14 protein-coding genes and 11 pseudogenes are annotated in these 23,738 nt (G+C 40.7%); 12 read left to right on the top strand and 13 right to left on the bottom strand.

Annotation, left to right across the window (positions count from 1 at the left end; translation table 11 throughout):
- Positions 1 to 6 precede the first annotated feature (6 nt).
- The 6 genes and pseudogenes from E3U36_RS13290 to E3U36_RS10535 all read right to left on the bottom strand — a co-directional run bounded on the left by E3U36_RS13290 (position 7) and on the right by E3U36_RS10535 (position 3,829).
- Positions 7 to 342, bottom strand: coding sequence for a DUF418 domain-containing protein (locus E3U36_RS13290; RefSeq protein WP_180817637.1), 336 nt, complete (start codon positions 340 to 342; stop codon positions 7 to 9).
- A gap of 9 nt (positions 343 to 351) precedes the next feature.
- Entirely contained in the window at positions 352 to 552 is a 201-nt protein-coding gene (locus tag E3U36_RS10515) for a hypothetical protein (RefSeq protein WP_238337455.1), read from the bottom strand.
- A gap of 172 nt (positions 553 to 724) precedes the next feature.
- A pseudogene (locus E3U36_RS10520) lies at positions 725 to 1,648 on the bottom strand (IS5 family transposase).
- 64 nt (positions 1,649 to 1,712) lie between these two features.
- Positions 1,713 to 2,219 (bottom strand): acyltransferase family protein, encoded by a 507-nt coding sequence (locus tag E3U36_RS10525; RefSeq protein ID WP_180816493.1) that lies wholly within the window; start codon positions 2,217 to 2,219, stop codon positions 1,713 to 1,715.
- Between the two features lie 3 nt (positions 2,220 to 2,222).
- Positions 2,223 to 2,891: a GTP cyclohydrolase I FolE gene (folE, locus tag E3U36_RS10530; protein ID WP_180816494.1), complete on the bottom strand. Its 669-nt coding sequence runs from the start codon at positions 2,889 to 2,891 to the stop codon at positions 2,223 to 2,225.
- A 749-nt stretch (positions 2,892 to 3,640) separates the two neighbouring features.
- Positions 3,641 to 3,829 (bottom strand): hypothetical protein, encoded by a 189-nt coding sequence (locus E3U36_RS10535; protein ID WP_180816495.1) that lies wholly within the window; start codon positions 3,827 to 3,829, stop codon positions 3,641 to 3,643.
- Between E3U36_RS10535 and E3U36_RS10540 the strand changes: the two genes are divergently transcribed.
- The 3 genes from E3U36_RS10540 to moeB are packed head-to-tail and all read left to right on the top strand — an operon-like array spanning position 3,823 to position 6,821.
- Entirely contained in the window at positions 3,823 to 4,746 is a 924-nt protein-coding gene (locus tag E3U36_RS10540) for an IS5 family transposase (RefSeq protein ID WP_180816450.1), read from the top strand. The genes E3U36_RS10535 and E3U36_RS10540 overlap by 7 nt on opposite strands.
- A 39-nt stretch (positions 4,747 to 4,785) precedes the next feature.
- A complete protein-coding gene (gene moeA, locus E3U36_RS10545; protein ID WP_180817638.1) occupies positions 4,786 to 5,988 on the top strand; it encodes a molybdopterin molybdotransferase MoeA in 1,203 nt (400 codons plus the stop codon).
- Positions 5,989 to 5,990: 2 nt separating this feature from the next.
- Entirely contained in the window at positions 5,991 to 6,821 is an 831-nt protein-coding gene (moeB, locus tag E3U36_RS10550) for a molybdopterin-synthase adenylyltransferase MoeB (protein ID WP_180816496.1), read from the top strand.
- Here moeB and E3U36_RS10555 read toward each other — a convergent pair.
- Together E3U36_RS10555 and E3U36_RS10560 are read right to left on the bottom strand one after the other, a co-directional pair.
- A pseudogene (locus E3U36_RS10555) lies at positions 6,710 to 7,663 on the bottom strand (IS1595 family transposase). The gene moeB and the pseudogene E3U36_RS10555 sit on opposite strands and share 112 nt — an antisense overlap.
- Before the next feature lie 211 nt (positions 7,664 to 7,874).
- Positions 7,875 to 8,458, bottom strand: a pseudogene (locus E3U36_RS10560) (LOG family protein).
- A 273-nt stretch (positions 8,459 to 8,731) separates the two neighbouring features.
- Between E3U36_RS10560 and rhtA the strand changes: the two are divergent.
- The 4 genes and pseudogenes from rhtA (at position 8,732) to E3U36_RS10580 (ending at position 11,642) form a co-directional block, all read left to right on the top strand.
- Positions 8,732 to 9,624: pseudogene (rhtA, locus tag E3U36_RS10565) on the top strand (threonine/homoserine exporter RhtA).
- A gap of 184 nt (positions 9,625 to 9,808) precedes the next feature.
- Positions 9,809 to 10,565, top strand: a pseudogene (locus tag E3U36_RS10570) (IS5 family transposase).
- Between the two features lie 195 nt (positions 10,566 to 10,760).
- The gene (gene dps / locus E3U36_RS10575) at positions 10,761 to 11,267 is read left to right on the top strand and encodes a DNA starvation/stationary phase protection protein Dps (RefSeq protein ID WP_180816497.1); all 507 of its coding nucleotides are present in this window, start codon (positions 10,761 to 10,763) and stop codon (positions 11,265 to 11,267) included.
- A gap of 153 nt (positions 11,268 to 11,420) precedes the next feature.
- Entirely contained in the window at positions 11,421 to 11,642 is a 222-nt protein-coding gene (locus E3U36_RS10580; protein ID WP_180816498.1) for an alkylphosphonate utilization protein, read from the top strand.
- A gap of 39 nt (positions 11,643 to 11,681) precedes the next feature.
- Here E3U36_RS10580 and dinG read toward each other — a convergent pair.
- Positions 11,682 to 13,810: pseudogene (gene dinG, locus E3U36_RS10585) on the bottom strand (ATP-dependent DNA helicase DinG).
- Between the two features lie 189 nt (positions 13,811 to 13,999).
- Between dinG and sseA the strand changes: the two are divergent.
- The gene (gene sseA, locus E3U36_RS10590; protein ID WP_180816499.1) at positions 14,000 to 14,842 is read left to right on the top strand and encodes a 3-mercaptopyruvate sulfurtransferase; all 843 of its coding nucleotides are present in this window, start codon (positions 14,000 to 14,002) and stop codon (positions 14,840 to 14,842) included.
- 72 nt (positions 14,843 to 14,914) lie between these two features.
- On the opposite strand, the gene E3U36_RS10595 is transcribed toward sseA, so the two are convergent.
- The 3 genes and pseudogenes from E3U36_RS10595 to E3U36_RS10605 all read right to left on the bottom strand — a co-directional run bounded on the left by E3U36_RS10595 (position 14,915) and on the right by E3U36_RS10605 (position 17,586).
- Positions 14,915 to 15,166: a GlsB/YeaQ/YmgE family stress response membrane protein gene (locus E3U36_RS10595; protein WP_180816500.1), complete on the bottom strand. Its 252-nt coding sequence runs from the start codon at positions 15,164 to 15,166 to the stop codon at positions 14,915 to 14,917.
- A gap of 221 nt (positions 15,167 to 15,387) precedes the next feature.
- Positions 15,388 to 16,276 (bottom strand): annotated as a pseudogene (gene dusC, locus E3U36_RS10600) (tRNA dihydrouridine(16) synthase DusC).
- Between the two features lie 7 nt (positions 16,277 to 16,283).
- A pseudogene (locus E3U36_RS10605) lies at positions 16,284 to 17,586 on the bottom strand (DEAD/DEAH box helicase).
- Positions 17,587 to 17,834: 248 nt separating this feature from the next.
- Between E3U36_RS10605 and hlyD the strand changes: the two are divergent.
- The 4 genes and pseudogenes from hlyD (at position 17,835) to E3U36_RS10625 (ending at position 22,786) form a co-directional block, all read left to right on the top strand.
- Complete coding sequence (hlyD, locus tag E3U36_RS10610) at positions 17,835 to 18,830, top strand: secretion protein HlyD (protein WP_180816501.1); 996 nt, start codon at positions 17,835 to 17,837, stop codon at positions 18,828 to 18,830.
- Positions 18,831 to 18,840: 10 nt separating this feature from the next.
- A pseudogene (locus tag E3U36_RS10615) lies at positions 18,841 to 20,563 on the top strand (ATP-binding cassette domain-containing protein).
- Positions 20,560 to 21,678 (top strand): annotated as a pseudogene (locus tag E3U36_RS10620) (ABC transporter permease). Before E3U36_RS10615 ends, E3U36_RS10620 begins: the two co-directional pseudogenes overlap by 4 nt.
- A 9-nt stretch (positions 21,679 to 21,687) precedes the next feature.
- Positions 21,688 to 22,786: pseudogene (locus E3U36_RS10625) on the top strand (ABC transporter permease).
- A 61-nt stretch (positions 22,787 to 22,847) separates the two neighbouring features.
- Here E3U36_RS10625 and E3U36_RS10630 read toward each other — a convergent pair.
- Positions 22,848 to 23,558: a Bax inhibitor-1/YccA family protein gene (locus E3U36_RS10630; RefSeq protein ID WP_180817639.1), complete on the bottom strand. Its 711-nt coding sequence runs from the start codon at positions 23,556 to 23,558 to the stop codon at positions 22,848 to 22,850.
- Positions 23,559 to 23,738: the final 180 nt, after the last annotated feature.

Consider the following 23,738-nt stretch of genomic DNA (forward strand, 5'->3'; position numbering starts at 1 on the left):
TTTCAGCTAGCAAGTAGCGAATTTATTGGTTAAATAACGCCATAAACACTCTATTGGCCCTTGCTTAAAATATTTCAACCAGCTGATGGCAAATATAATATTAATGAACCAAATCAGCGGCACAAAGCTAAGTAATGCTAAACGGCCAAATTGAGCAAAAAAACCAAACCGATAAAAAATAGTGGTACAGATCAGCGTCTGTAATAAGTAGCTAGTTAAAGCCATACGGCCAACTGATTGCAGCCATTTAATAATGAAGATATTTTTTATTTGTGGCCAAAAACCATAAATAATAGCAATATAGCCAATAACTTGAACCGGAATAATAATCTGATTAATAATAAAACCTAATCACCCAGTTACAATATAACTCCAGTCATAGTAATACTGGATGGCAATAGAACAGAGTTGAATAAAAATAGTTAATGGGATTGTCCAATAAGCAACATAGCGATAATGAAACAAAGAAAAATTTCCCGTTAACCAGCCAATTCTCACTAATGCTGCACCAGCCATCATTAATGCCAATAACTGCCAACCATAATCGATCACTAACATAATTAATCTTTGTGCTACCGATTCAGCCCGATATAAGAACGCTTTCCATCCGCCCGCTATTTTAATGTTGATCTCATTAGTAAAATCATTTTCTGCTGGATACCAAAATGGGCTTTGTTGAATAAATCAGAATTAGCCGACAGGATGGCTCCCTCTGCTACAGCTGTTATCCGATCCTGACGCTGTGTGGCATACCCAACAACGTCATACGGTTCAGCGCTTTGACCATCGCCATTGCTTCACCTACCTGAGCCTCATAGTCACGCAGCCTCAGATGGCCACCCAGCAAAGTTTTTATGCGGAACATCGCTGTTTCTGCCACTGAACGCCGGTGATAACCCACTTTCTTTTTCCACATATCATTACTCCTGCTCAGACGCTGATTCGCCACCGCATGGTTACGTTCATGGTACTTGTCCGGCCAGTATTTCGCTCCGCTTCGCGGCGGGATAAGGGGCCTGATTTTCTTTCTTAGCAACGCATCGTGGCAGTAACAGGCGTCATAAGCACCGTCTGCTGACACTTCCCTGATTTTCCGGTGGGTTTGGTTAATAAGGCCCGGCAGTGACTGCGCATCTGTCGTTCCGCTGAGCGATAAGTCGGCACAGATAATCTCATGAGTCACACTGTCTGCTGCCAGATGAAGCTTGCGCCACACTCTTCGTCTGTCAGCCCCATGCTGCCTGACTTTCCATTCACCTTCGCCAAAGACCTTCAGACCGGTACTGTCGATGACCAGATGCGAGATTTCACCACGCGTTGGCGTTTTTATGCTGATGTTGACGCTCTTTGCTCGTATGCTGACCAGCGAGTAGTCCGGACAGCACAGCGGCAAAGACATGAGTTTAAAAATCGAATCAACGAAGCCCTGTAATGCCCGTAGCGACAGGTTAAACACACGCTTCATCATAAGGACAGTGGTAACAGCCATATCGCTGTAGTAAAGCGGCCGGCCACGACCTTCAGGCGAAGAACAGTCAGTCCATCCAGCGATGGCCTACTCATCAAGCCAGACCGTCAGGGAACCGCGTTGTCTGAGTGCCTTGTTGTACGCGGGCCAGTTGGTAATTTTAAACTTTTGCTTTGCCATGGGGACCTGATGTTGAAACGAATTTAGCGATCAGATCCGCCAATCACCTAAAAGTTCGATTTATTCAACAAAGCCACCAAAATGATGAAACATCGGTAAAATAACTAAAACTGCCAAAAATAATGAAGCCGGATAAATAAATAACAATAGATTTATAATAGAGCTGCCTAGTGTTATTAAAATAAATAAATTTTATTGCCAATAGCCCCGTCAAAGCATAAGGCAATAAAATATCCCCATCCGATAACCCAATGACATGCAGCAGACCAATAATAGCCAATACAAACAGACGAATTTGATTCCAATATAAACCCTGCTTAGACAAAAATTCAAAACTTGCACCAAATAACAAACTAAAAATTGCCAGAAATTTTCCCTGCACAAAGATATTCAAAAATAACCAGCACCAAATATCCCCGGCTGTTGTGCTAGCAATATAAACTGGATTCACATAAGCTAATTCAGGTAGCGCACAAGCACAAATATTAACCAGCAAAATTGCAAAAATAGCGCTTGCACGCAGCAGATCAATTTGTTCAATCCGCTGCCGTCTGGCTTTAATAACAAACATTAATTAGCGGTAACGCAGGCGACACATATTGCGTAAAAACTCCTGACGGGTATTTTGACTTGATTTAAATAAACCACCTAGCGAGGTTGTCATAGTGCTGCTGCTTACATCACGAACGCCTCTGGCTTTCACACAATAATGAACAGCATCAATTGAAACCGCGACATTACTTGTACCTAATAAAGTTTGTAGCGCAATTAAAATCTGCTGGGTCAAGCGCTCCTGAACTTGTGGCCGTTGAGAAAAAAATTGAACAATACGATTAATTTTAGATAAACCAATCACTTTATCCTTTGGAATATAGGCCACTGTCGCCTTACCATCGATAGTGACAAAATGATGCTCACAAACACTAGTTAACGTAATATCACGAATCGTTACCATTTCGTCGAAATCCATTTTATTTTCGATCAAAGTAATTTTAGGAAAATTATTATAATCGAGGCCTGAGAAAATTTCGTCAACATACATTTTAGCAACGCGCTTAGGTGTTTCCACTAAGCTATCATCTTTAAGATCGAGATTAAGTAAACGCATAATTTCACTCATGTGCCCTTCAATCTGTTGTTTACGCTCATTTGAGGAAAGAGATTGACCGCAAAGAGGGGTTTCAAGACCACGAGCTTCTAGTGCTTTACGAACAAGATGCGCTTCTTGACTGAGCGATGACATGCATTTCTCCCACAATAAAATTCAACATTAATTTAACTAAACATTCAATAAATGGATACCATTATCCCATGACAATAGCCTATACTAACAAAATATTTTTTATATCGCGCTAATTTTCATATCAGAGTCACTATTTATTCTTTGTTTTTTCTGTTCATTTATATAAAAACATCAATTTATATTACTACAAATAATCGATTTACTGACTATAGCCTTATTTTAAACCCATCGAGTTGCGACTAAATATTTTATCAAAAAATATGAGCCTGTTAGCTAGCAAAATTGATTGCTTTAATATCACAACACAATCAATAGTGGCCGTCGTTTTTGTATATTTATATTGTTATTTATTGTGGGTGGCAGCAAAGAAATTATTTTAACCATAGCGTTCAGATTTTTAATAGCCTATTATTTAAGCATATAAAGATTAAAAAATGTTCGGTGATGGTTTTCCTGTTATGAAAGACTGACTGATCGATCATTAAGGACGCAAAATCGATAAGAACGCAAACAATAGGCGAAATTGAATAATTATTTAAAAAAGATCGGCATTATTTAGACTATTTTGTATTTTTGTTAGTATTTCTATCAGATTATTAATTTCTTTTTCAGTTGATCCATAACTGATTTTTTAACATGTTGAATTAACTTATCAGAAATAATGGTTTAATTGATTCCATCCTCTTTCGATAAATATTTCATAATTAATAACTGTTCTGGTGATAAATTAAACGGACTCAGTATCTCTTTTATTTTACATGTTTGTAACAGATCGGTTTGATGCATGAATTTATAAAAAACATTTTGCTTGATGCACGCCTAATATAAAAATAATTTGCAGCGGCAAATTTTAATAGGCTTTGTTGAATAAATCGAACTTTTAGGTGATTGGCGGAGCTGATCGCTAAATTCGTTTCAACATCAGGTCCCCATGGCAAAGCAAAAGTTTAAAATTACCAACTGGCCAGCGTACAACAAGGCACTCAGACAACGCGGTTCCCTGACGGTCTGGCTTGATGAGTCGGCCATCGCTGGATGGACTGACAGTTCTTCGCCTGAAGGTCGTGGCCGGCCGCTTTACTACAGCGATATGGCTGTTACCACTGTCCTGATGATGAAGCGTGTGTTTAACCTGTCGCTCCGGGCATTACAGGGCTTCGTTGATTCGATTTTTAAACTCATGTCTTTGCCGCTGTGCTGTCCGGACTACTCGCTGGTCAGCAGACGAGCAAAGAGCGTCAACATCAGCATAAAAACGCCAACGCGTGGTGAAATCTCGCATCTGGTCATCGACAGTACCGGTCTGAAGGTCTTTGGCGAAGGTGAAAGGAAAGTCAGGCAGCATGGGGCTGACAGACGAAGAGTGTGGCGCAAGCTTCATCTGGCAGCAGACAGTGTGACTCATGAGATTATCTGTGCCGACTTATCGCTCAGCGGAACGACAGATGCGCAGGCACTGCCGGGCCTGATTAACCAAACCCACCGGAAAATCAGGGAAGTGTTAGCAGACGGTGCTTATGACGCCTGTTACTGCCACGACGCGTTGCTAAGAAAGAAAATCAGGCCCCTTATCCCGCCGCGAAGCGGAGCGAAATACTGGCCGGACAAGTACCATGAACGTAACCATGCGGTGGCGAATCAGCGTCTGAGCAGGAGTAATGATATGTGGAAAAAGAAAGTGGGTTATCACCGGCGTTCAGTGGCAGAAACAGCGATGTTCCGCATAAAAACTTTGCTGGGTGGCCATCTGAGGCTGCGTGACTATGAGGCTCAGGTAGGTGAAGCAATGGCGATGGTCAAAGCGCTGAACCGTATGACGTTGTTGGGTATGCCACACAGCGTCAGGATCGGATAACAGGTGTAGGTGTAGCAGAGGGAGCCATCCTGGCGGCTAATTCTGATTTATTCAACAAAGCCCCTAATCACCCCAATTGCAGAAAAAGAAATTATCCCACTAACAGAATCAATTAATCGCATTACTGCCAGAGAAATTATATCGCCAATTAATGTCCCTCCATTCGATAATTCAGCCATGGATGGTTATGCAATACGCTTTAATGATTGGCATGACACCGCCCCATTGGTTGTTGCGGGTACAGCGCTAGCTGGTTCTGCTTTTCGCGATCCGCTGCCAGCCAAGTCTTGTATTCGCATTATGACAGGAGCGCAGATCCCCTCTGGCGTTGATACGATCATCATGCAAGAAAACACCCGGTTAGTTGATAATGCCATTAGTTTCATTCAGCCAATAAAACCAGCTAGTAATATTCGTTTTGCCGGCGAAGATATTCGACAAGGTGATACAGTCTTAACAATAGGCAGCAAACTTTCCGCCACTCAGATATCCCTTGTTGCATCATTGGGGGTCAGCGAGATTGAAGTTTTTCGCCAGTTGAAAGTGGCTCTTTTCTCTACTGGCGATGAACTACAAACTATTGGCCAGCCATTGGCTGCCGGTCAAATCTATGATACCAATCGGCTGGCAATACGCTTAATGTTAGAAAAAATGAACTGCCAAGTGATTGATTTAGGGATTATTGCCGATGAGCCTGACAAACTCTATCAAGCGTTTGAACAAGCGGACCAACAAGCCGATCTGGTTCTTAGCAGCGGTGGTGTGTCGGTGGGGGAAGCTGATTATACCAAGCAGATCCTTAATGAAATAGGCAGCATCAATTTTTGGCAACTGGCAATCAAACACGGTAAACCATTTGCCTTTGGTAAACTAAAATCTGCCTGGTTTTGTGGTTTACCCGGTAATGCTGTATCCGCTATAGTCACCTTTTATCAACTGGTACAACCCATTATCAATCACCTTTCCGCTTTTAGCCAATGGCAAAGAACGCCCTATTTAAAAGCGCGCACCACCAGCCTGATAAAAACATCACCAGGACGCCTTGAGTTCCAACGAGGAGTTGCCAGGGTAAATTCTCAAGCCGAGTTAGAGGTAACCCCCATGCCACAGCAAGGTTCACACATTTTGAATTCATTTAACCAAAGTAACTGTTTTATCGTTTTAGAGCAAAAATGTGGCACGGTTAACGCAGGTGAATTAGTTGATATTGAGTATTTTAATTATTTATTAATAAGTGAATAAATATGGCTATTGAATTATCTGACCAAGAGTTACTCCGTTATAATCGCCAAATTATTTTACAAAATTTCGATTTTGACGGACAAGAAAAATTAAAAACAGCAAAAGTATTAATTGTCGGAATGGGTGGTTTAGGTTGTGCCGCCGCTCAATATTTAGCCGCAGCAGGCATTGGGCAACTAACACTATTGGATTTTGATACCGTCTCTCTATCAAATTTGCAACGGCAAATCCTATATCACGACCAATCTATCGGTAACGCAAAAGTTGACTCGGCCAAAACCGCATTACATAAAATAAATCCGCACATAGAAATTTCTACGGTTAATAGAAAACTGGCAGAATATGAACTGAATACTTTAATCAAACAACAAGATGTAGTTGTTGATTGTACCGATAATGTGACTATTCGCGAACAGCTTAACCACCTATGTTTAACGTTAAAACGCCCATTAGTATCAGGTGCAGCTATTCGCATGGAAGGACAACTGGTGGTATTAACTTATCAAGATAATACCACCTGCTATCACTGTTTAAGCCGTTTATTTGGTGAAAATAATCTCTCTTGCATCGAAACCGGCGTTATGTCTCCACTGGTTGGTATTATTGGTAGCTTGCAAGCGATGGAAACATTAAAATTACTTACTAACTATGGTAAAATTATCAGCGGAAAAGTGCTATTTTATGATGCTATGTCAACAGAATTTCGAACGATTAATTTTGGCTATGTCTGCGTTAAATGTTGTACATCGAACAGGCCCAAGGCTTCTTGCAGTAAAATCACAGGATTGATTAGGATTTTATGGCACTCAAGTATGCGTCTCCAGCCCAGATAATGCGTAAGGTACCTGGTGGCGACCCCATGAAACGAGCGCATCCAGTTTTTCAGTCTGCTGTCGTAGGCGTTAACATTCTGAATATGAAAAGGTCCATTGACCCTGCGCGTCTGCCTGAGGTTTACCGGGCAATGTGGTATTCCCTGTTCCCGGGCCACGTGGGCATAGATCTTCGTACTGTCGGTGCAAAGAATCGCATCCGCGTCGATCAAGGGCGCTAACCGCTCTCCGACATGCCGAATGTCAAGTTTATCCAGCTGGAAGTCGGCATGTTGACCGCTACGATCCTGAACCACCAGTACGGGGATCTGCTCGGCGGATATCCCCCGCAACCTGGCTTTTCCTCCCCGTTTTCGAGGAGGTCGTGGAAGTCCCCTATTCCCTTTGAACGACTCAAGGAAGAAGGTTTCATCAGCTTCGACGATACCGGACGCATGAACTGCCTGATGTCCGGCAATCTGCTTCAGAAATCAGTGTCGCCAGCGGAACGCTGTATCCTTGTTTATGCCACAGCCTGTTGCGGCCTTGCGTACACTCAGACTCTGAATCAACATATCAGCATAATCCAGCCAAAGATGCCGCTTTCGTAACCGGGCCATTGGCGTACCTGTCATTGGGTTACAGGTTTTACCACAGTATTTGCAGCGATAGCGGGGAAGACCACTACTGAATCCCCACGGTCGTAATGCCCACAGATGGCAATGTAGGCAGTTATTCGGTGTAGTTCTCAACACATCCGGGAGAGGTTTGTCTACTGAAAGAGAGGCTTTCACCTGCTCCCGCTGCTCATTATTAAGGCTGGAAAGCTTGGAAATCCAGCGATCAAACTGAATCGCGTCCATGATGTATACCTATCGTAGGAAGAAATCATGATCAGTTTAGCCCACAACCACAATTTACGCAGACATAGCCTTTATTTAATGCCTGATCCTAATTGTGAAGCCTGTCAGGCAACCACCATATAGAGCGAACTTTTATAGCTGTAAAACCAATATATCACTTTTTAATTATTTATTTTATTAGTGCTAACCAAGTGATGGAAACTTAACACAGCTATAGATCATCATAAGTTTTTACTGAAGGTGCCGTATAGTGTAAAAAACGAACAAGTAAATTGGCCGCCTTATCTTCAACAATCGCCATATGTCGATATTTTTCTTGTAAAAACTTTTCATCAGCCATTTTTTCTATCATAGCAACTAACGGTGCCCAATAATTATTAACATTTAGTAAGCCACATGGTTTTGTATGTAAGCCAATTTGACCTCAAGTAAAAACTTCACTAAATTCTTCCAGGGTACCAAATCCCCCCGGTAGTGCAATAAACCCATCAGCCAAATCAATCATTTTCTGCTTACGTTGATGCATAGTATCGAAAATATGGATTTCACTCAGACCAGTATGAGAAATCTCTCACGTTCAACTAATAAATTAGGCATTACACCAACCACTCGACCACCTTGCTCCAATACCGAGTTAGCTAAAACACCCATAATACCGACGCGGCCACCGCCATAAACCAGCGTTATTTTTCTGTTAACCAGTTCGGATGCCAATGCAATTGCCTGCTGTTGATAAATATCACTGGCTCCTACACTAGATCCGCAATAAACTGTTACACTATTTATCTTATCCACATTATCCTCCTTAACTTAAATTTACTAATGTCAGCCTTAGCAGACATTAATCAAATCTAACAAACGCATAAATATTTTTCATGTCATTTCTTTTTTTAAATTAACAATGATTATAGTGAATATCCTATTTACAATCGGCATTGAAAAGAATATTTGTTTACTTATCTTTTATGTAATAATTACACAATATAATTAAGCAAATCTTGCTGTTACTGAGTTATTATTTAGTTTCCTACCATTTATTTTGTTCTCTATTTTTGAGGTTACATCCAGATGTCATTTGTCTTAAATCAAAAGCGTAAAACGCTGTTGCCCGTATTGTTGTTGCTATGCGCAATGATATCAATACAAAGTGGAGCTTCATTAGCAAAAAGTCTATTTCCAATTATAAGTGCACTTGGCGTAACAGCTTTAAGACTATTTTTGGCAACGATTATTCTTTTTATAATTTTTAAGCCTTGGCGAAAAAAGTTACGCGGCCATTCATTAAAACATTTAGTTATTTATGGTATCTCCTTAGGCTCAATGAATTCGCTATTTTATCTATCGCTAGAAAGGATCCCATTAGGGATAGGGATCGCTGTGGCATTAGAGTTCACCGGCCCTTTAGCCGTAGCAATGTTCTCATCTCGCCGCGAGATTGACTTTGTTTGGATATTAATGGTTATTGTTGGATTAGCCTTTCTACTACCTTTTAGAAACAATATTAATAGTTTAGATCCAGTTGGTGTTACATATGCTTTAGCTGCCGGTATTTGCTGGGGAACGTATATCATCTTTGGTCAGCGGGCTGGGGCGGGTTATGGTACAGCAACAGTGGCTTTAGGTTCGTTTATCTCGACATTGATTTTTTTCCGGTCGGTCTTCTTACCGTTGGCATTGAACCGCTATTTGATCTGTCAATTCTACCAATTGCACTTGCGGTGGCTATTTTGTCAACGGCCTTCCCTTACACGCTTGAAATGTTTGCCCTAACACGTATGCCGGCGAAAACATTTGGTACCTTAATGAGTTTGGAACCGGCAATGGGGGCCTTTATGGGCATGATATTTCTTAATGAACACTTAACATTAACCCAGTGGTTCGCGCTATTTTGTATCATTGGCTCATCAATTGGTTCAGCATCTACCATGAAAACAAAAAACGAAACGGTTGAAATCAATTAAGTCGTTTTTCACGCTTAAACAGTGTGAATTCAAGCCTAAATTCACACTGTAACGTGTTGCTAATTTCCATTGCATTCCTATTTTTTATCACCATATTTATAATTGTAAGGGCTTTGTTGAATAAATCGAACTTTTAGGTGATTGGCGGAGCTGATCGCTAAATTCGTTTCAACATCAGGTCCCCATGGCAAAGCAAAAGTTTAAAATTACCAACTGGCCCGCGTACAACAAGGCACTCAGACAACGTGGTTCCCTGACGGTCTGGCTTGATGAGTCGGCCATCGCTGGATGGACTGACAGTTCTTCGCCTGAAGGTCGTGGCCGGCCGCTTTACTACAGCGATATGGCTGTTACCACTGTCCTGATGATGAAGCGTGTGTTTAACCTGTCGCTCCGGGCATTACAGGGCTTCGTTGATTCGATTTTTAAACTCATGTCTTTGCCGCTGTGCTGTCCGGACTACTCGCTGGTCAGCAGACAGTGTGAATCATGAGATTATCTGTGCCGACTTATCGCTCAGCGGAACGACAGATGCGCAGGCACTGCCGGGCCTGATTAACCAAACCCACCGGAAAATCAGGGAAGTGTCAGCAGACGGTGCTTATGACGCCTGTTACTGCCACGACGCGTTGCTAAGAAAGAAAATCAGGCCCCTTATCCCGCCGCGAAGCGGAGCGAAATACTGGCCGGACAAGCACCATGAACGTAACCATGCGGTGGCGAATCAGCGTCTGAGCAGGAGTAATGATATGTGGAAAAAGAAAGTGGGTTATCACCGGCGTTCAGTGGCAGAAACAGCGATGTTCCGCATAAAAACTTTGCTGGGTGGCCATCTGAGCCGGCGTGACTATGAGGCTCAGGTAGGTGAAGCAATGGCGATGGTCAAAGCGCTGAACCGTATGACGTTGTTGGGTATGCCACACAGCGTCAGGATCGGATAACAGCTGTAGCAGAGGGAGACATCCTGGCGGCTAATTCTGATTTATTCAACAAAGCCAATTGTAAGTAATAAAATAACGCTTACATCAATATTACCTATCAATTTAATAGGATCAAATGATAAGACTATTGATTAATAATAAGTTATTGTTTAGATAAAGTATTAATACATGATTTGATATAATGGGAGCGTAATAATGAGCACAGCTAAATTAGTTAAAGTACCGAAAATTGATTTACTTTATACCCGTAATGATATTAGTGATAGTACTAAAAAACACGCTATTTCTGTTTTAAACCCGCTAGTTGCACAACTTATTAATCTGTCATTGATGACAAAACAAGCACATTGGAATCTGCGCGGTAGAAACTTTATTGCTGTTCATAAATTATTAGATGAATTTAATTCCTCTATTTTAGAACATCAAGATGAATTAGCGGAACGCGTGGTACAAATGGGTGGTACAGCTATGGGCACAATAGAGAGTGTTCATGGCCATACACCATTAAAAGCATACCCAACCAATATTCACGATGTACAAGATCATTTGAAAGCCTTGGCCGATCGTGCTGCGGTGGTTGCCAATAATGTTCGTAAAGCAATTGATGAAGTTGGTGAAGTGGATGCTGAAGATATTCTCACGGGCGCTTCTCGTGATCTGGATAAATATCTCTGGTTTATCGAAGCCAATATTGAAAAATAACCGTTGTATCTCTCTCTCGATAACTATATAAAAACAAAATGTCGTCATTTAGCCACACAGGAGTGTGGCTTTTTTATGTTTATTTATCCACTTAATATTAATCAATTTTTTTACTATAATTGTTAGCATTGTTTGCAATTAATAAGGATTTTCATGGATATTGTCGTTAAAGATGCTAATGGCGCACACTTAAGCGATGGGGATAGTGTGCAAGTTATAAAAGATCTCAAAGTTAAAGGAACATCAAAAACCCTAAAACGAGGCACGGCAATAAAAAACATTAGCCTAACCCAAAATAAAGATGAAATTGAGTGTAATGCAGAAGGAATTAAAGGTTTAGTGCTAAAAACCTGCTTTTTGAAAAAAATCAGCTAATTTCAATAAGGAGTAATAAGTAGCAGATAAAAAGGCTTATTACTCCGTTTCTTTAGGAAGTGTCGAGGATATTTCTGGTTCAACTATCGGAAACACCGGTAATGAAGCTAATAAACGAGCACCATACTGCTTGGTTATTAGTCGTTTATCATAGATAACAATCTCACCATAACAATCATGGCTACGGATCAAGCGACCGACTTGCTGCATTAACGTGAATGAGGCAGTTGGCAAACTTTGTACTTCAAATGGATAAAGATTTAATGTTTTTAACCATTCATTTTCAGTAATAATGATTGGGTTTGTGATCGGTGGAAAAGAAATTTTTTGAATATGTAACTGCGATAAATAATCGCCTTTAAGATCCAAACCTTCAGCAAAGGATTTTAATCCAACTAACACACTAGTGAGTCCTTGATCCACACGTTGACAATGAGTTTCGACCAACCGATAACGCGGTTTATCACCCTGAACCAACAATTGCTCGCGTAACTCGTTAACTTGATTCAAAAAGCCTTCCATTGCTCGTTGACTACTAAACAAAAATAGGATGCCACGATGTTTGCCAGACTGGAGTTGTTGTTTAAAATAATCAGCCATTTCCGCTAAGTGTAATATTTCATTTTGCCAAGTCGGTTCGATTGACATTTTAGGGATCACTAATTGCCCTTGTTTAACATGATCAAAAGAAGCTTCTAAACTAACAAAGCGATCATCTTCACGCTCATTTAACCCGGTTAACTCCGTGAAACGAGCATAACTATCTAATGAACGTAAAGTGGCTTAAGTCACTATTATGTGTGGAATATTTTGCCATAACAGCTGATTTAACTGTTCATTGACCCTTATTCCCGCACAATGAAAATAGTAATGTAACTGATTTTTGTCATAATGACGGCTCAACCATTTGGATTGGATACTGGCGCATTTGATGATGTTTCACAGCCAGCTAAACGCCAAAATTTAACCATATTTTGCCAATAACTGAGCATCTTACTGCTGATTAACAGGCTAAGATGCAAAGTAGCAGCATCATGTTTGCCAGTTTGTTCAGACAAGTGCTCGACTATTTTTTCAGTAAGTACAACAAAATCATGGCTGAGTTGCAAAAGTTGTTGGCAACAAACATTTAATTCCTCTGGTAATTGACCTAATTTAAACAGATAAATCGGATCCTGACTATTGTCAGGTAATAAATGCTGAGTAATAGCCATAACCTGACTAAAGCAATCAATTAATTTTTGTCTGTGCCGGATTAAATGATTAGTTTTGGCGAGTTTTGGTGGTTTAACTGGGCAGTAGTGGCTCAAATAGTGCTCTATGTGACGTAAAAAATTATCTAACTGCGCGGTCAGATGAGGTACAGTAATATTCGCTTCAACTTCTAAGCTATCTCGGGCTACAGCTGCGATATGATGCCCTTCATCAAGGACTAACAACATCTTTTTAGCCTCAGGTAAAACCGAGCCACTTTCCATCGCTGCCATCACCAATGCCTGATTAGTAACGATGACATCAACTTGCTCAATTTTCCATATGGCCAAAAAAAATGGACAGCAATGATAAAACTGACAATTTCTGGCTAAACATCCAACTTTATCGGTACTGATTTTTTGCCATAAACTATCATCTAACGCTGTTTTATAATGATCTCTTACCCCATCCCAATGACCGGCGATAAAATCAGCATGTAGCTGCTGACAAACTGTGCTCTCTTGTTGACTGGTTACCGCCATCTCCTGCTGCAATAACAACATCAAGTCAATCTGCGGCTGATCTACCGCACAAATAGCAGTCAAATTGTGTGGGCACAAATAACGCCTACGGCCAAAAATAGCAATAAATCTTAGATCAGGAATAATTTTAGCCAACAAAGGGAGATCTTTATGTAAAATTTGATCTTGCAAGGCAATATTGGCCGTACTGATGACTAAGTGCTTGCTATTTGCCCGACTAATAGCAATACCCGCAATTAGATCAGATAGGGTTTTCCCCACTCCGGTTGGTGCTTCAATAACCAGATGACGGCCTTGTTCACCTGATAATGTCTTAGCTACTTCGGCGATCATTTGCCGTTGGTCAATACGTGGAATAAAGCCGTCAATATAAGTCGATAGCGATTTATACCAAAGACTTATCTGATTTTTAATTGTGTTAGATAGCGCCATAGAAATCTTATATAAAAATATCAACCATTTTGATGAGTATAAAACGATAAAAATATTAAATTTATCATAGTGTTATTATCAATAAGATAAAAATTTAATCCAGATTTAATTTCTCACAAAAAATAGATATACTAGTTTTAGTTAACACTCAACCCCAAGTTAAATTATTGCTTATTATAGAAGGGTATTATGTACGAAGCATTTTTTGTTAGCCCGCAATGGCTTCATCGGCATTTAACGGATGAAAATATTGTCCTAGTTGATGCTTCTGCGCCGCCACCTACCGATCCAACTGATTATCAACAACGATATTATCAAGAACATATTCCCAGTGCGCAATTTTTCAATTTGGATATTGTTGCTGACCAAAGTAATAATCTGCCTCATATGCTACCTGATGAAATAACTTTCACTCAAGCGGTTGAGCAATTAGGCATCAGCAATCATCATCAAGTTGTTATTTATGATCAAGGCGCACTATTTTCCGCCCCGCGCGCCTGGTGGACCTTTAAAACATTAGGCTGTAATAATGTTAAAATTTTAGCCGGAGGGCTATGCGGATGGAAAAAAGCGGGCTATTCGCTAGACTCCGGTATGTCTGTGGTACGTGAAAGACAGCAGTTCATTGCTAAATGTATTACTGATCAAGCTTTATCCCAACAACAAGTAATCACCCTTCTTCAACAACCTAATGTCCAATTTATCGATGCACGCCCCACTGCCCGTTTCAGTGCACAGCAGCCAGAACCTCGCCCAGGATTACGGATGGGACATCTGCCAGGCAGTAAGAATGTTCCTTGGAATTGGTTAGTCAAGGAAGGTTGTTATAAATCACCGGCAGAGTTAAAAGCTATTTTTGCCAAACAACAGGTTGACATTATGCAGCCCACAGTCATTAGCTGTGGTTCTGGTATGACTGCCGCTGTAGTGTTACTTGCTTTAATACTTTTGGGTAATAAGAATGTCAAACTTTATGATGGCTCATGGGCTGAATGGGGCCAATATAATGGATTACCGATTGAAACGAACTAAGATAAAAACATAACTGCCAGTTTAGCAGTTATGTTTTTATATGAGAAATGCTTATTATCTTTAGATAGTGGGCTATGGGCGACCGACCATTCCGGCGATAAAAAGGACAACAATAGCACCAATTACGGCAACAATAAAACTGCTTAAATTAAAGCCATCCACTTTGCCTTTACCAAAGAAGGTACTGATATAACCGCCGACAACTGCGCCGACAATACCGAGGATAATGGTCATGATAATCCCCATATTGTAAGCACCTGGCATGACCCACTTAGCAATAATACCAGCGATCAAACCAAAAATAACCCAGGACAAACTACCCATACACACCCTCCGAAATATCCAACATATCAAATAAGTTAAAAAACTAACTTGCTAACATTTCAAATATATGAACACTTTTTAGTAAAGAACCTAACCGCCAGAAATGCAAATAGATAAGCGATTTTTTATCAAAAATTTGTGATAATCATTTTATATTAGTCGATTAGGTGTCTTATAATATGTTGTATTTTATACTGTTTTTTAACTATGGTTGTGACAAGTCAACAAAAAGTATGACGTTCAATTATATTAGCAATAGCGGCTGATTTTTTCTCTAATCTGATCTGATTAAATAACTCAGCCGCTTCAACATACTTTTTACGCAAATAACCTAACCACTGTTTAATACGCGCTGCGTGATATTGACCTCTATCACCTTGTTTTTCCAGCTGAATATATTTAAACAGAATTTGCATAACCTGCGGCCAAAACCATCGGTTCAGCTTGATATTTGATCACTTGAGCCAGGTTAGGAACATGTAATCCACCTCGGCCAATCATCAACTCGTCACAGCCGGTTATCGCCCTGCACTCATTTGCACTATGCCAATCCCAAATTTCGCCATTGGCGATAACCGGTATAGTGAATTTTTGGCGTATCTGGCCGATGGTTAGCCAATCGATTTTTTCTGCCCGATACCCCTCGGCCTTAGTTCGACCATGAATGATAATTTCTGTCGTGCCAGCCTGTTGCACAGCATCGACAATTTCAAATGCCAGACAACGATCATCCCAACCTAACCTGACTTTTACTGAAGTAGGTAAATTCGTAGGTACTGCCGCCCCACCGCCATGGCCATTAACTGTCGGAGACGGGCAGCCACAATTGAAATCCACCCCCCAAGAGCCTAACTCTACTGCTAGTGCCGCATTTTCAGCTAACCATTGCGGATGCTGACCCAGTAATTGAATACGTACTAATGTACCTGATACAGTTGTACTTGCTTGATATAATTCAGGGCAAATTCGATAAAATGTTTTGGTTGGCAATAAACTATCCACCACCCGCAAAAATTCGGTGATACAAAGATCATATTCGTTAACTTCAGTTAATAGCTGACGCACCAAAGAGTCGAGAACCCCTTTCATCGGGGCGAGTAATATTCGCATTTATCCGCTACCTGGATTTTTTTGGTGCTAAAGCTTTAGTATTAACGTTGCTGGTTGTCGGTTGTTTTAGTGGTTTACTCTTAGCATGAGAAGCTTTTGCTACCGATTTATGTCTGCGTTGTTTGCTTGCTGGGCTCTTTTTTGGCGTTGGTTCTGGCTTAATAGCCGGATCAGGTTCATAGCCTGCGAGTGCCATACGCGGGATACTCTGTTTTAACAATCGCTCAATCGCTATTAATAAACTTTGCTCATCAATAGCAACTAGCGAAACTGCTAAACCAGTCGCTGCCGCCCGCCCAGTACGCCCAATGCGATGGACATAATCCTCTGCTACATTGGGTAATTCGTAATTCACCACATAGGGTAGCTGTTCAATGTCCAATCCCCTGGCAGCAATATCGGTTGCTACCAAAACTCTAATCGCGCCTGATTTAAAATCTACCAGCGCCCGCGTTCGCGCGCCTTGGCTTTTATTACCATGGATCGCCATCGCTTTCATGCCATCCTTAATCAGATGTTCAGTTAAGCGATTAGCGCCAAATTTAGTGCGGGTGAAAACCAATACCTGCTGCCAGTTTTCACTGCCAATCAGATAAGAAAGCAATTCAGCTTTACGTCTCTTATCAACAAAATGAATAAGCTGTTTGACCTGCTGTGAAGCGGAATTACGTGGTGCCACTTCCAATATGGTCGGATTATGCAGTAAGCCATTTGCCAACTGTTTAATTTGGTTAGAAAAAGTGGCTGAAAAAAGTAAATTTTGGCGTTTTGCCGGTAATTTATTTAATATCCGTCGAATATCATGAATAAATCCCATATCTAACATTCGATCAGCTTCATCTAATACTAAAATCTCAACCTTTGACAAACTAACGGTATTTTGCTGCACTAAATCAAGCAAACGACCTGGGGTTGCCGCCACTAAAATGTCAACTCCTCCCAGTAATTTCATCATTTGTGGGTTGATACTAACACCACCAAAAACCACCAGCGATTTTAAGCACAAAAATTGGCTATATTCACGCACATTTTCTCCAACCTGAGCGGGCTAATTCAGGAGTTGGTGCCAAAATTAACGCCCTGACCGGTTTTTTGCCTTTTACAACAACAGGCGTATGACTAAGATGATGTAATATAGGTAAAACAAATCCGGCGGTTTTACCTGTTCCTGTTTGCGCGCTGGCCAACAGATCTTTTCCAGCTAATATGGCTGGGATCGACTGCGGCTGAATTAAAGGCGGCTTTTCGTATCCGACCGCTTTAATCGCCGATAAGATCTCTTCAGATAAACCCAATGAGTTAAAACACATAAATATAAAATACTCCAAGTTTCAGTTGACTTAATTTCAGTCAACTGAATATAAAAACCATCACTATAAGCTATTAAAAATGGCGGTTAATGACAGTAAAATAACTGATTACTGGCAACCGCTATCACCAACTAATAAAAACGAAATAAAATAATTAACATAAATTCATCAAATAACCATTAACCTGATAAAATTAAATATGCATAACCTTATTTTATTCCATATTATTGAACTATTTTAAGGATGCTATGAAAAAAAATCTGCGCTTATTATCTATTGCTATCATCTGCCTACTTATCGTTATTATAGTGGCTGGATACTACTACTATCAAACCTATCAGAATAAAACGCTCATTCTGTATGGTAATGTTGATATTAGAACGGTCAACTTAAGTTTCAGAGTCAACGGTAAACTTCAGACACTGAATGTCGATGAATGGGATAAAATTAGCGCCGGTCAGATCTTAGCTTCTCTTGATAATACTCCCTATCAAAATAGCCTGCAACGAGCGACAGGTATTCTTGCTAGCGCAAAAGCCAAATTAGATATGTTAGAAAGTGGTTATCGTAGCCAAGAAATTGATCAGGTTGAAGCCGAAGGGGCGCAACGGCAAGCAGCCTGGAAGTATGCTAATAGTTTTTACCAACGCCAACAAGGGCTTTGGACACAACGGGTGATTTCCGCCAATGACTTGGAAAATGCGAAAAATAATCGCAACCAAGCGCTTGCAGCGCTAAATGCAGCAAAAGATAAATTAAATCAATTTCAGACCGGCTATCGTACTGAAGAAATAGCCGCCGCGCGAGGTGAATGGGAACAGGCGGTCACTGCATTAGCGCAAGCACAGCTGGATCTGGCAGATACGATACTAACCACACCCTCGCCGGGTACTATCCTAACCCGTGCCATTGAGCCAGGGACTATTCTTACTGCCGGCAGCACTGTTTTTACCGTTTCATTGATCCGACCTGTCTGGGTTAGAGCTTATGTCAGTGCACCTTATCTCGGCGAAGCAATACCTGGGCGAGAAGTATTACTTTATACCGACAGGCGTCCATATCAACCCTATCATGGCACTATCGGTTTTGTCTCACTAACCGCAGAGTTTACGCCTAAAAGTGTACAAACCACCGACTTACGTACCGATTTAGTTTATCGTATTCGGGTCATTGTTAATGATGCTGACGATATGTTGCGCCAGGGTATGCCGGTGACGCTTCATTTTGCAGAAAAAAAACACTAAGGCTTAATGAATGGTCAATACTGTTCATAAGATTACATTGACTGAGGTCGAAAAACGCTTTTCTGGTTTAGCTTCACCTGCGGTGGCAAAACTCACCACTGAGATCACCGGAGGTTCAGTGACCGGCTTAGTTGGACCTGATGGTGCAGGAAAAACAACGCTAATGCGTATGCTGGCTGGTTTATTAAAACCAGATAGCGGTAATATCACTATTATGGGCTTAGATCCGATTAGTCAAGGTGTTGACGTCCGTCGCCATCTTGGTTATATGCCACAAAAATTTGGTCTTTATGAAGATCTCACCGTACAAGAAAATCTGGATCTATATGCCAGTTTATGTGGCGTGATAGGAGAAAGCCGCCAACAAATCTATCAGCAATTACTAGATTTTACCGACCTTAGCCGTTTTACCCAACGACTGGCAGGTAAACTGTCCGGGGGCATTAAACAGAAGCTTGGCCTGGCCTGTACATTAATCAGTCGGCCAAAAATCCTGTTGCTAGATGAACCTGGCGTGGGTGTTGATCCTATTGCACGTCAAGAGCTTTGGCGAATGGTTCATGAACTGGCAAGCGATGGTATGCTGATCCTTTGGAGTACATCCTACTTAGATGAAGCTGAACAATGCCGAGATATTTTACTGTTAAATCAAGGGCAACTACTTTATCGGGGGATACCGCAGGCATTAACTAATAAAATGGCTGGACGCTCATTTTTACTGCAAGTTCCAACATCAAAACGCCGCGCATACTTACAAGATGCACTATTATTACCACAAACTACCGATTGTGTTATCCAAGGGCACTGTATTCGCCTGATCTTAAAACAAAACAACCAGCAAACCGATTTCCTTGCCAGTCTAAATTTAGCGAATAGTAAACTTATTACCGCTAAACCCCGTTTCGAAGATGCTTTTATTGATTTATTAGGTGGTAGCCCATCGCAACGTTCTGAGCTTGCGGAAATTATGCCGCAAATTCCAGCTGATCCGACTGAAACCGTCATTGAGCAAACTATTCGGTGACTTTGCCGCTACGAATAATGTTAACTTTACGGTTAAACGCGGTGAAATTTTTGGCTTGCTAGGTCCTAATGGCGCTGGCAAATCAACAACATTTAAAATGATGTGCGGATTAATGGTACCAAGCACAGGCAGGGCATTAGTCTTGGGGATGGATCTAAAAATAAGCTCGAATAAAGCTCGCCAACATCTTGGCTATATGGCGCAAAAATTTTCACTGTACGGTAATTTAACAGTTGCTCAGAACTTAAAATTTTTCTCTGGTATTTATGGCCTTAGTGGCAATCAGCAACAGCAAAAAATCAGTAACATGATCAAGGCCTTTAATTTAAATCCAATACTGCAACAAACCACCGATGAATTGCCATTAGGCTTCAAACAGCAACTAGCCTTAGCCTGCTCGTTGATGCATGAACCGGACATACTTTTCTTGGATGAACCCACTTCAGGTTTGGATCCCCTGACGCGAAGAGAATTTTGGTTACATATTAACGGCATGGTAAATAAAGACGTTACAGTAATGGTTACCACTCACTTTATGGACGAAGCGGAATATTGCGATCGAATTGGCTTAGTTTACCACGGTAAAATTATTGCTGCTGGCACACCCGATGAATTAAAAAGCCAAATCGCCACGGCAGAAAATCCGGATCCGTCGATGGAACAGGCTTTTATTAGTTTGATAGTTAACTATGACCGAGGGAAACAATGAGCCAAACAGAAAAAAAATCAACCCACGAAGCACAGTTTTCCTGGCGTCGTTTACAGGCCCTGTGTATTAAAGAAAGTAAACAGATTTTACGTGACCCCAGTAGTGCGCTGATTGCCGTCGTTATTCCATTAATGCTGCTATTTATTTTTGGCTACTGCATTAATCTGGATTCAAGTAAATTACGGCTTGGCATTTTGGTCAATCAACAAAATAATCAAGTGCGAGAATTTGTCGCTACCTTTACCGGGTCCCATTTTATTGATGCGACAATTAGCGATAATCGAAAATTGCTAATAGATAAAATGCAAGCAGGCGAAATCCGCGGTATGGTAGTGATCCCGGTTGATTTTGCCAGCCAGCTTAATCGTCCCTTAGGGCATGCATCGATCCAGGTTATTACCGATGGTAGTGAGCCGAATACCGACTATTTTGTACAGGCTTATGCTAAATGCATTTGGCAAACCTGGCAGCAGCAACAAGGTGAAAACGCCGTTTATGCTACTCAACCATTAATTGTTACTGAATTACGCTTCTGGTTTAATCCAGCAGCCATTAGCCAACATTTTATTATTCCAGGTGCAATCAGTATCATTATTACCGTAGTCGGTGCCATTCTGACTTCATTGGTGGTTGCCCGCGAGTGGGAACGCGGCACAATGGAAGCCCTACTTGCCACCCAAATAACCCGCACATAATTGCTGCTTTCCAAACTATTACCTTATCAATTGTTAGGCACCTTTGTCATGCTACTTTGCATGTTAGTCACGGTCTTTATTTTGCATATTCCTTATCGTGGTTCACTCTGGTTGTTATTTATTATTACCAGTCTCTACCTGGCTACTGCCCTTGGCATGGGATTACTGATATCTACCTGAACCAGTAACCAATTTAACGCCGCTATCGTTGCATTAAATGCCGCTTTTTTACCTGCCATCATGTTGTCAGAGTTTATTTTTGAAATTGATAGTATGCCGATAGTTATTCGTAGTTTACAAACTCTATTTCTGGCCGGTGACATTTATGTTGTCCTGTTGACCACTTTTCTGTTATTAGCCACCACCGCCATCATCTTTATTGGGCTAACTGCATTAAAAACGCGTCGCAGACTTGATTAGGGAGAGAATATGCTACACCGTCTCTATACACTGATTATCAAAGAATTACAGTCACTACTACAAGAGCCTCAAACCCGCGCAATATTGATCCTACCGGTTATTTTCCAAATGATCTTATTTCCACTGGCCGCTACTTTAGCTGTCACTAACACTACAATAGCTATCTTTAATGCGGATAAAGGCCAAGATTCGATTGAATTAAAACAACGATTGGCAAAATCGACGACTTTCTCTAAAGTCTTACTACTTAATAATAATCTACAAGTTGCTGAAACAATCAATAATCGTAAAGCACTTTTAGTGGTACATTTTCCGCAAAATTTTAGTGCTCAACTGGCACAAAGAAAATCGACGCCGGTTCAACTAATACTTGATGGTAAAAATTCTAATAGTGCTCAAATCACCGCTAACACAGTTAGCCAGGTTATTGAAAATTATCAACAACAATTAACAAACCAGCAGATAGCGCATAATAATAGCGAATTAATTATTCGTCATTGGTATAACCCTAATCTTGATTACAAATGGTTTATTGTTCCATCCTTGGTAGCATTAATTACTACCATTGGTGTATTAATTGTCACTTCATTGTCAATTGCCCGTGAGCGTGAACACGGCACACTGGATCAGTTACTGGTTTCACCCCTGACACCTGGCAGATCTTTATCGGTAAAGTAGTGCCAGCATTACTTATTGCCACCTTTCAGGCAACATTGGTGCTGATTATCGGGATTTTCTGTTACAACATTCCATTTTCCGGTTCATTGTTTATACTACGATGGCAATTTATGGTTTGTCATTAGTGGGTTTTGGTTTATTGATCTCCGCTATATGCTCAACTCAGCAACAAGCGTTTATTGGTGTGTTTGTCTTTATGATGCCGTCAATATTGCTATCAGGTTACGTCTCACCTATAGAAAATATGCCGGTTTGGTTACAAAATGTCACCTGGATCAATCCTATTCGACATTTTACTGATATTACTAAACAAATTTATTTAAAAAATGCCGATTTGGCCGTACTATGGCACAATTTGTGGCCATTACTGATTATTTCATTATTTACCACAGGCCGGGCTTATTGGTTATTTCGCCGAAAAATTGCCTAAATGGTAAAATAAAAAATCCCGCTAACATTATCAGCAGGATTTTTTTAACAAACAGATTAAATTAACGACGATCGCCTAGAATACGTAACATCATTAAGAACAAGTTAATAAAATCTAAATAGAGTGTCAATGCACCAAGAATAGCGTATTTACGCATACCTTCTTGATCACGACTATCAATTGGGCTACCCATGTCTTTCAGTTTTTGTGTATCATAAGCCGTCAAACCTGCAAAAATTAATACACCGGCGTAGGTGATAACCAACGTTAAGCCAGAACTTTGCAGCCAAATATTGACCAATGAAGCAATAATTAGCCCTATTAGTGCCATAAATAAAAAACTACCCATACCACTTAAGCTACGTTTGGTTGTATAACCATAAAAACTAAGTGCCCCAAACATAGCAGCAGTGATAAAGAAGGTGCTGGCAACCGAAGCGCCAGTGTAGGCAACTAATACGAGAGAAATGGTTAAGCCTGTCAGCGCCGAGTAGAGCATAAACATGGCCGTTGCCAGCGAGCCACTCAATTTGGGCAACAGAAATGATAATCCTATGACTAATGCAAATTCAGCAACAATGAGGCCTATCAATACCCAACTATGCGTCGCCAGATACATAATAATATTACTATTATTAATCGCATACCAAGCAACAAACGCAGTTAATAACAAACCTACCGTCATCCAGCCGTATAATTGCGCCATATAGGTTTGAATACCTGCGCCAGCGCGCTGGACGATCGAATCATTTTGATGTTCAAATCGATTGATGATGATTACCCTCATCACTTGCGTTAAAGATAAAGCTATTTAGTAAACTAAATAACTCAGTAAACTTAAGTTAAGTCTATCATAATTTCTGGATAAAACCATGGTTTGATATGCGCAAATAAGAGAAGGTTTTACATTACTTTTACTTTATTTAGCTAAATTTCAATAAATTGAAATAAA

Source organism: Arsenophonus endosymbiont of Aphis craccivora, from assembly GCF_013460135.1.
In the GTDB taxonomy this organism is placed as follows: domain Bacteria; phylum Pseudomonadota; class Gammaproteobacteria; order Enterobacterales; family Enterobacteriaceae; genus Arsenophonus; species Arsenophonus nilaparvatae.

Bases quoted from the DNA above. Each gene is read 5' to 3' on its own strand.
- sseA (WP_180816499.1), top strand. From the start codon at position 14,000: ATGTACGAAGCATTTTTTGTTAGCCCGCAATGGCTTCATCGGCATTTA.
- folE (WP_180816494.1), bottom strand. From the start codon at position 2,891: ATGTCATCGCTCAGTCAAGAAGCGCATCTTGTTCGTAAAGCACTAGAA.
- E3U36_RS10580 (WP_180816498.1), top strand. From the start codon at position 11,421: ATGGATATTGTCGTTAAAGATGCTAATGGCGCACACTTAAGCGATGGG.
- dps (WP_180816497.1), top strand. From the start codon at position 10,761: ATGAGCACAGCTAAATTAGTTAAAGTACCGAAAATTGATTTACTTTAT.
- E3U36_RS10525 (WP_180816493.1), bottom strand. From the start codon at position 2,219: ATGTTTGTTATTAAAGCCAGACGGCAGCGGATTGAACAAATTGATCTG.
- moeB (WP_180816496.1), top strand. From the start codon at position 5,991: ATGGCTATTGAATTATCTGACCAAGAGTTACTCCGTTATAATCGCCAA.
- E3U36_RS10595 (WP_180816500.1), bottom strand. From the start codon at position 15,166: ATGGGTAGTTTGTCCTGGGTTATTTTTGGTTTGATCGCTGGTATTATT.
- hlyD (WP_180816501.1), top strand. From the start codon at position 17,835: ATGAAAAAAAATCTGCGCTTATTATCTATTGCTATCATCTGCCTACTT.
- E3U36_RS10540 (WP_180816450.1), top strand. From the start codon at position 3,823: ATGGCAAAGCAAAAGTTTAAAATTACCAACTGGCCAGCGTACAACAAG.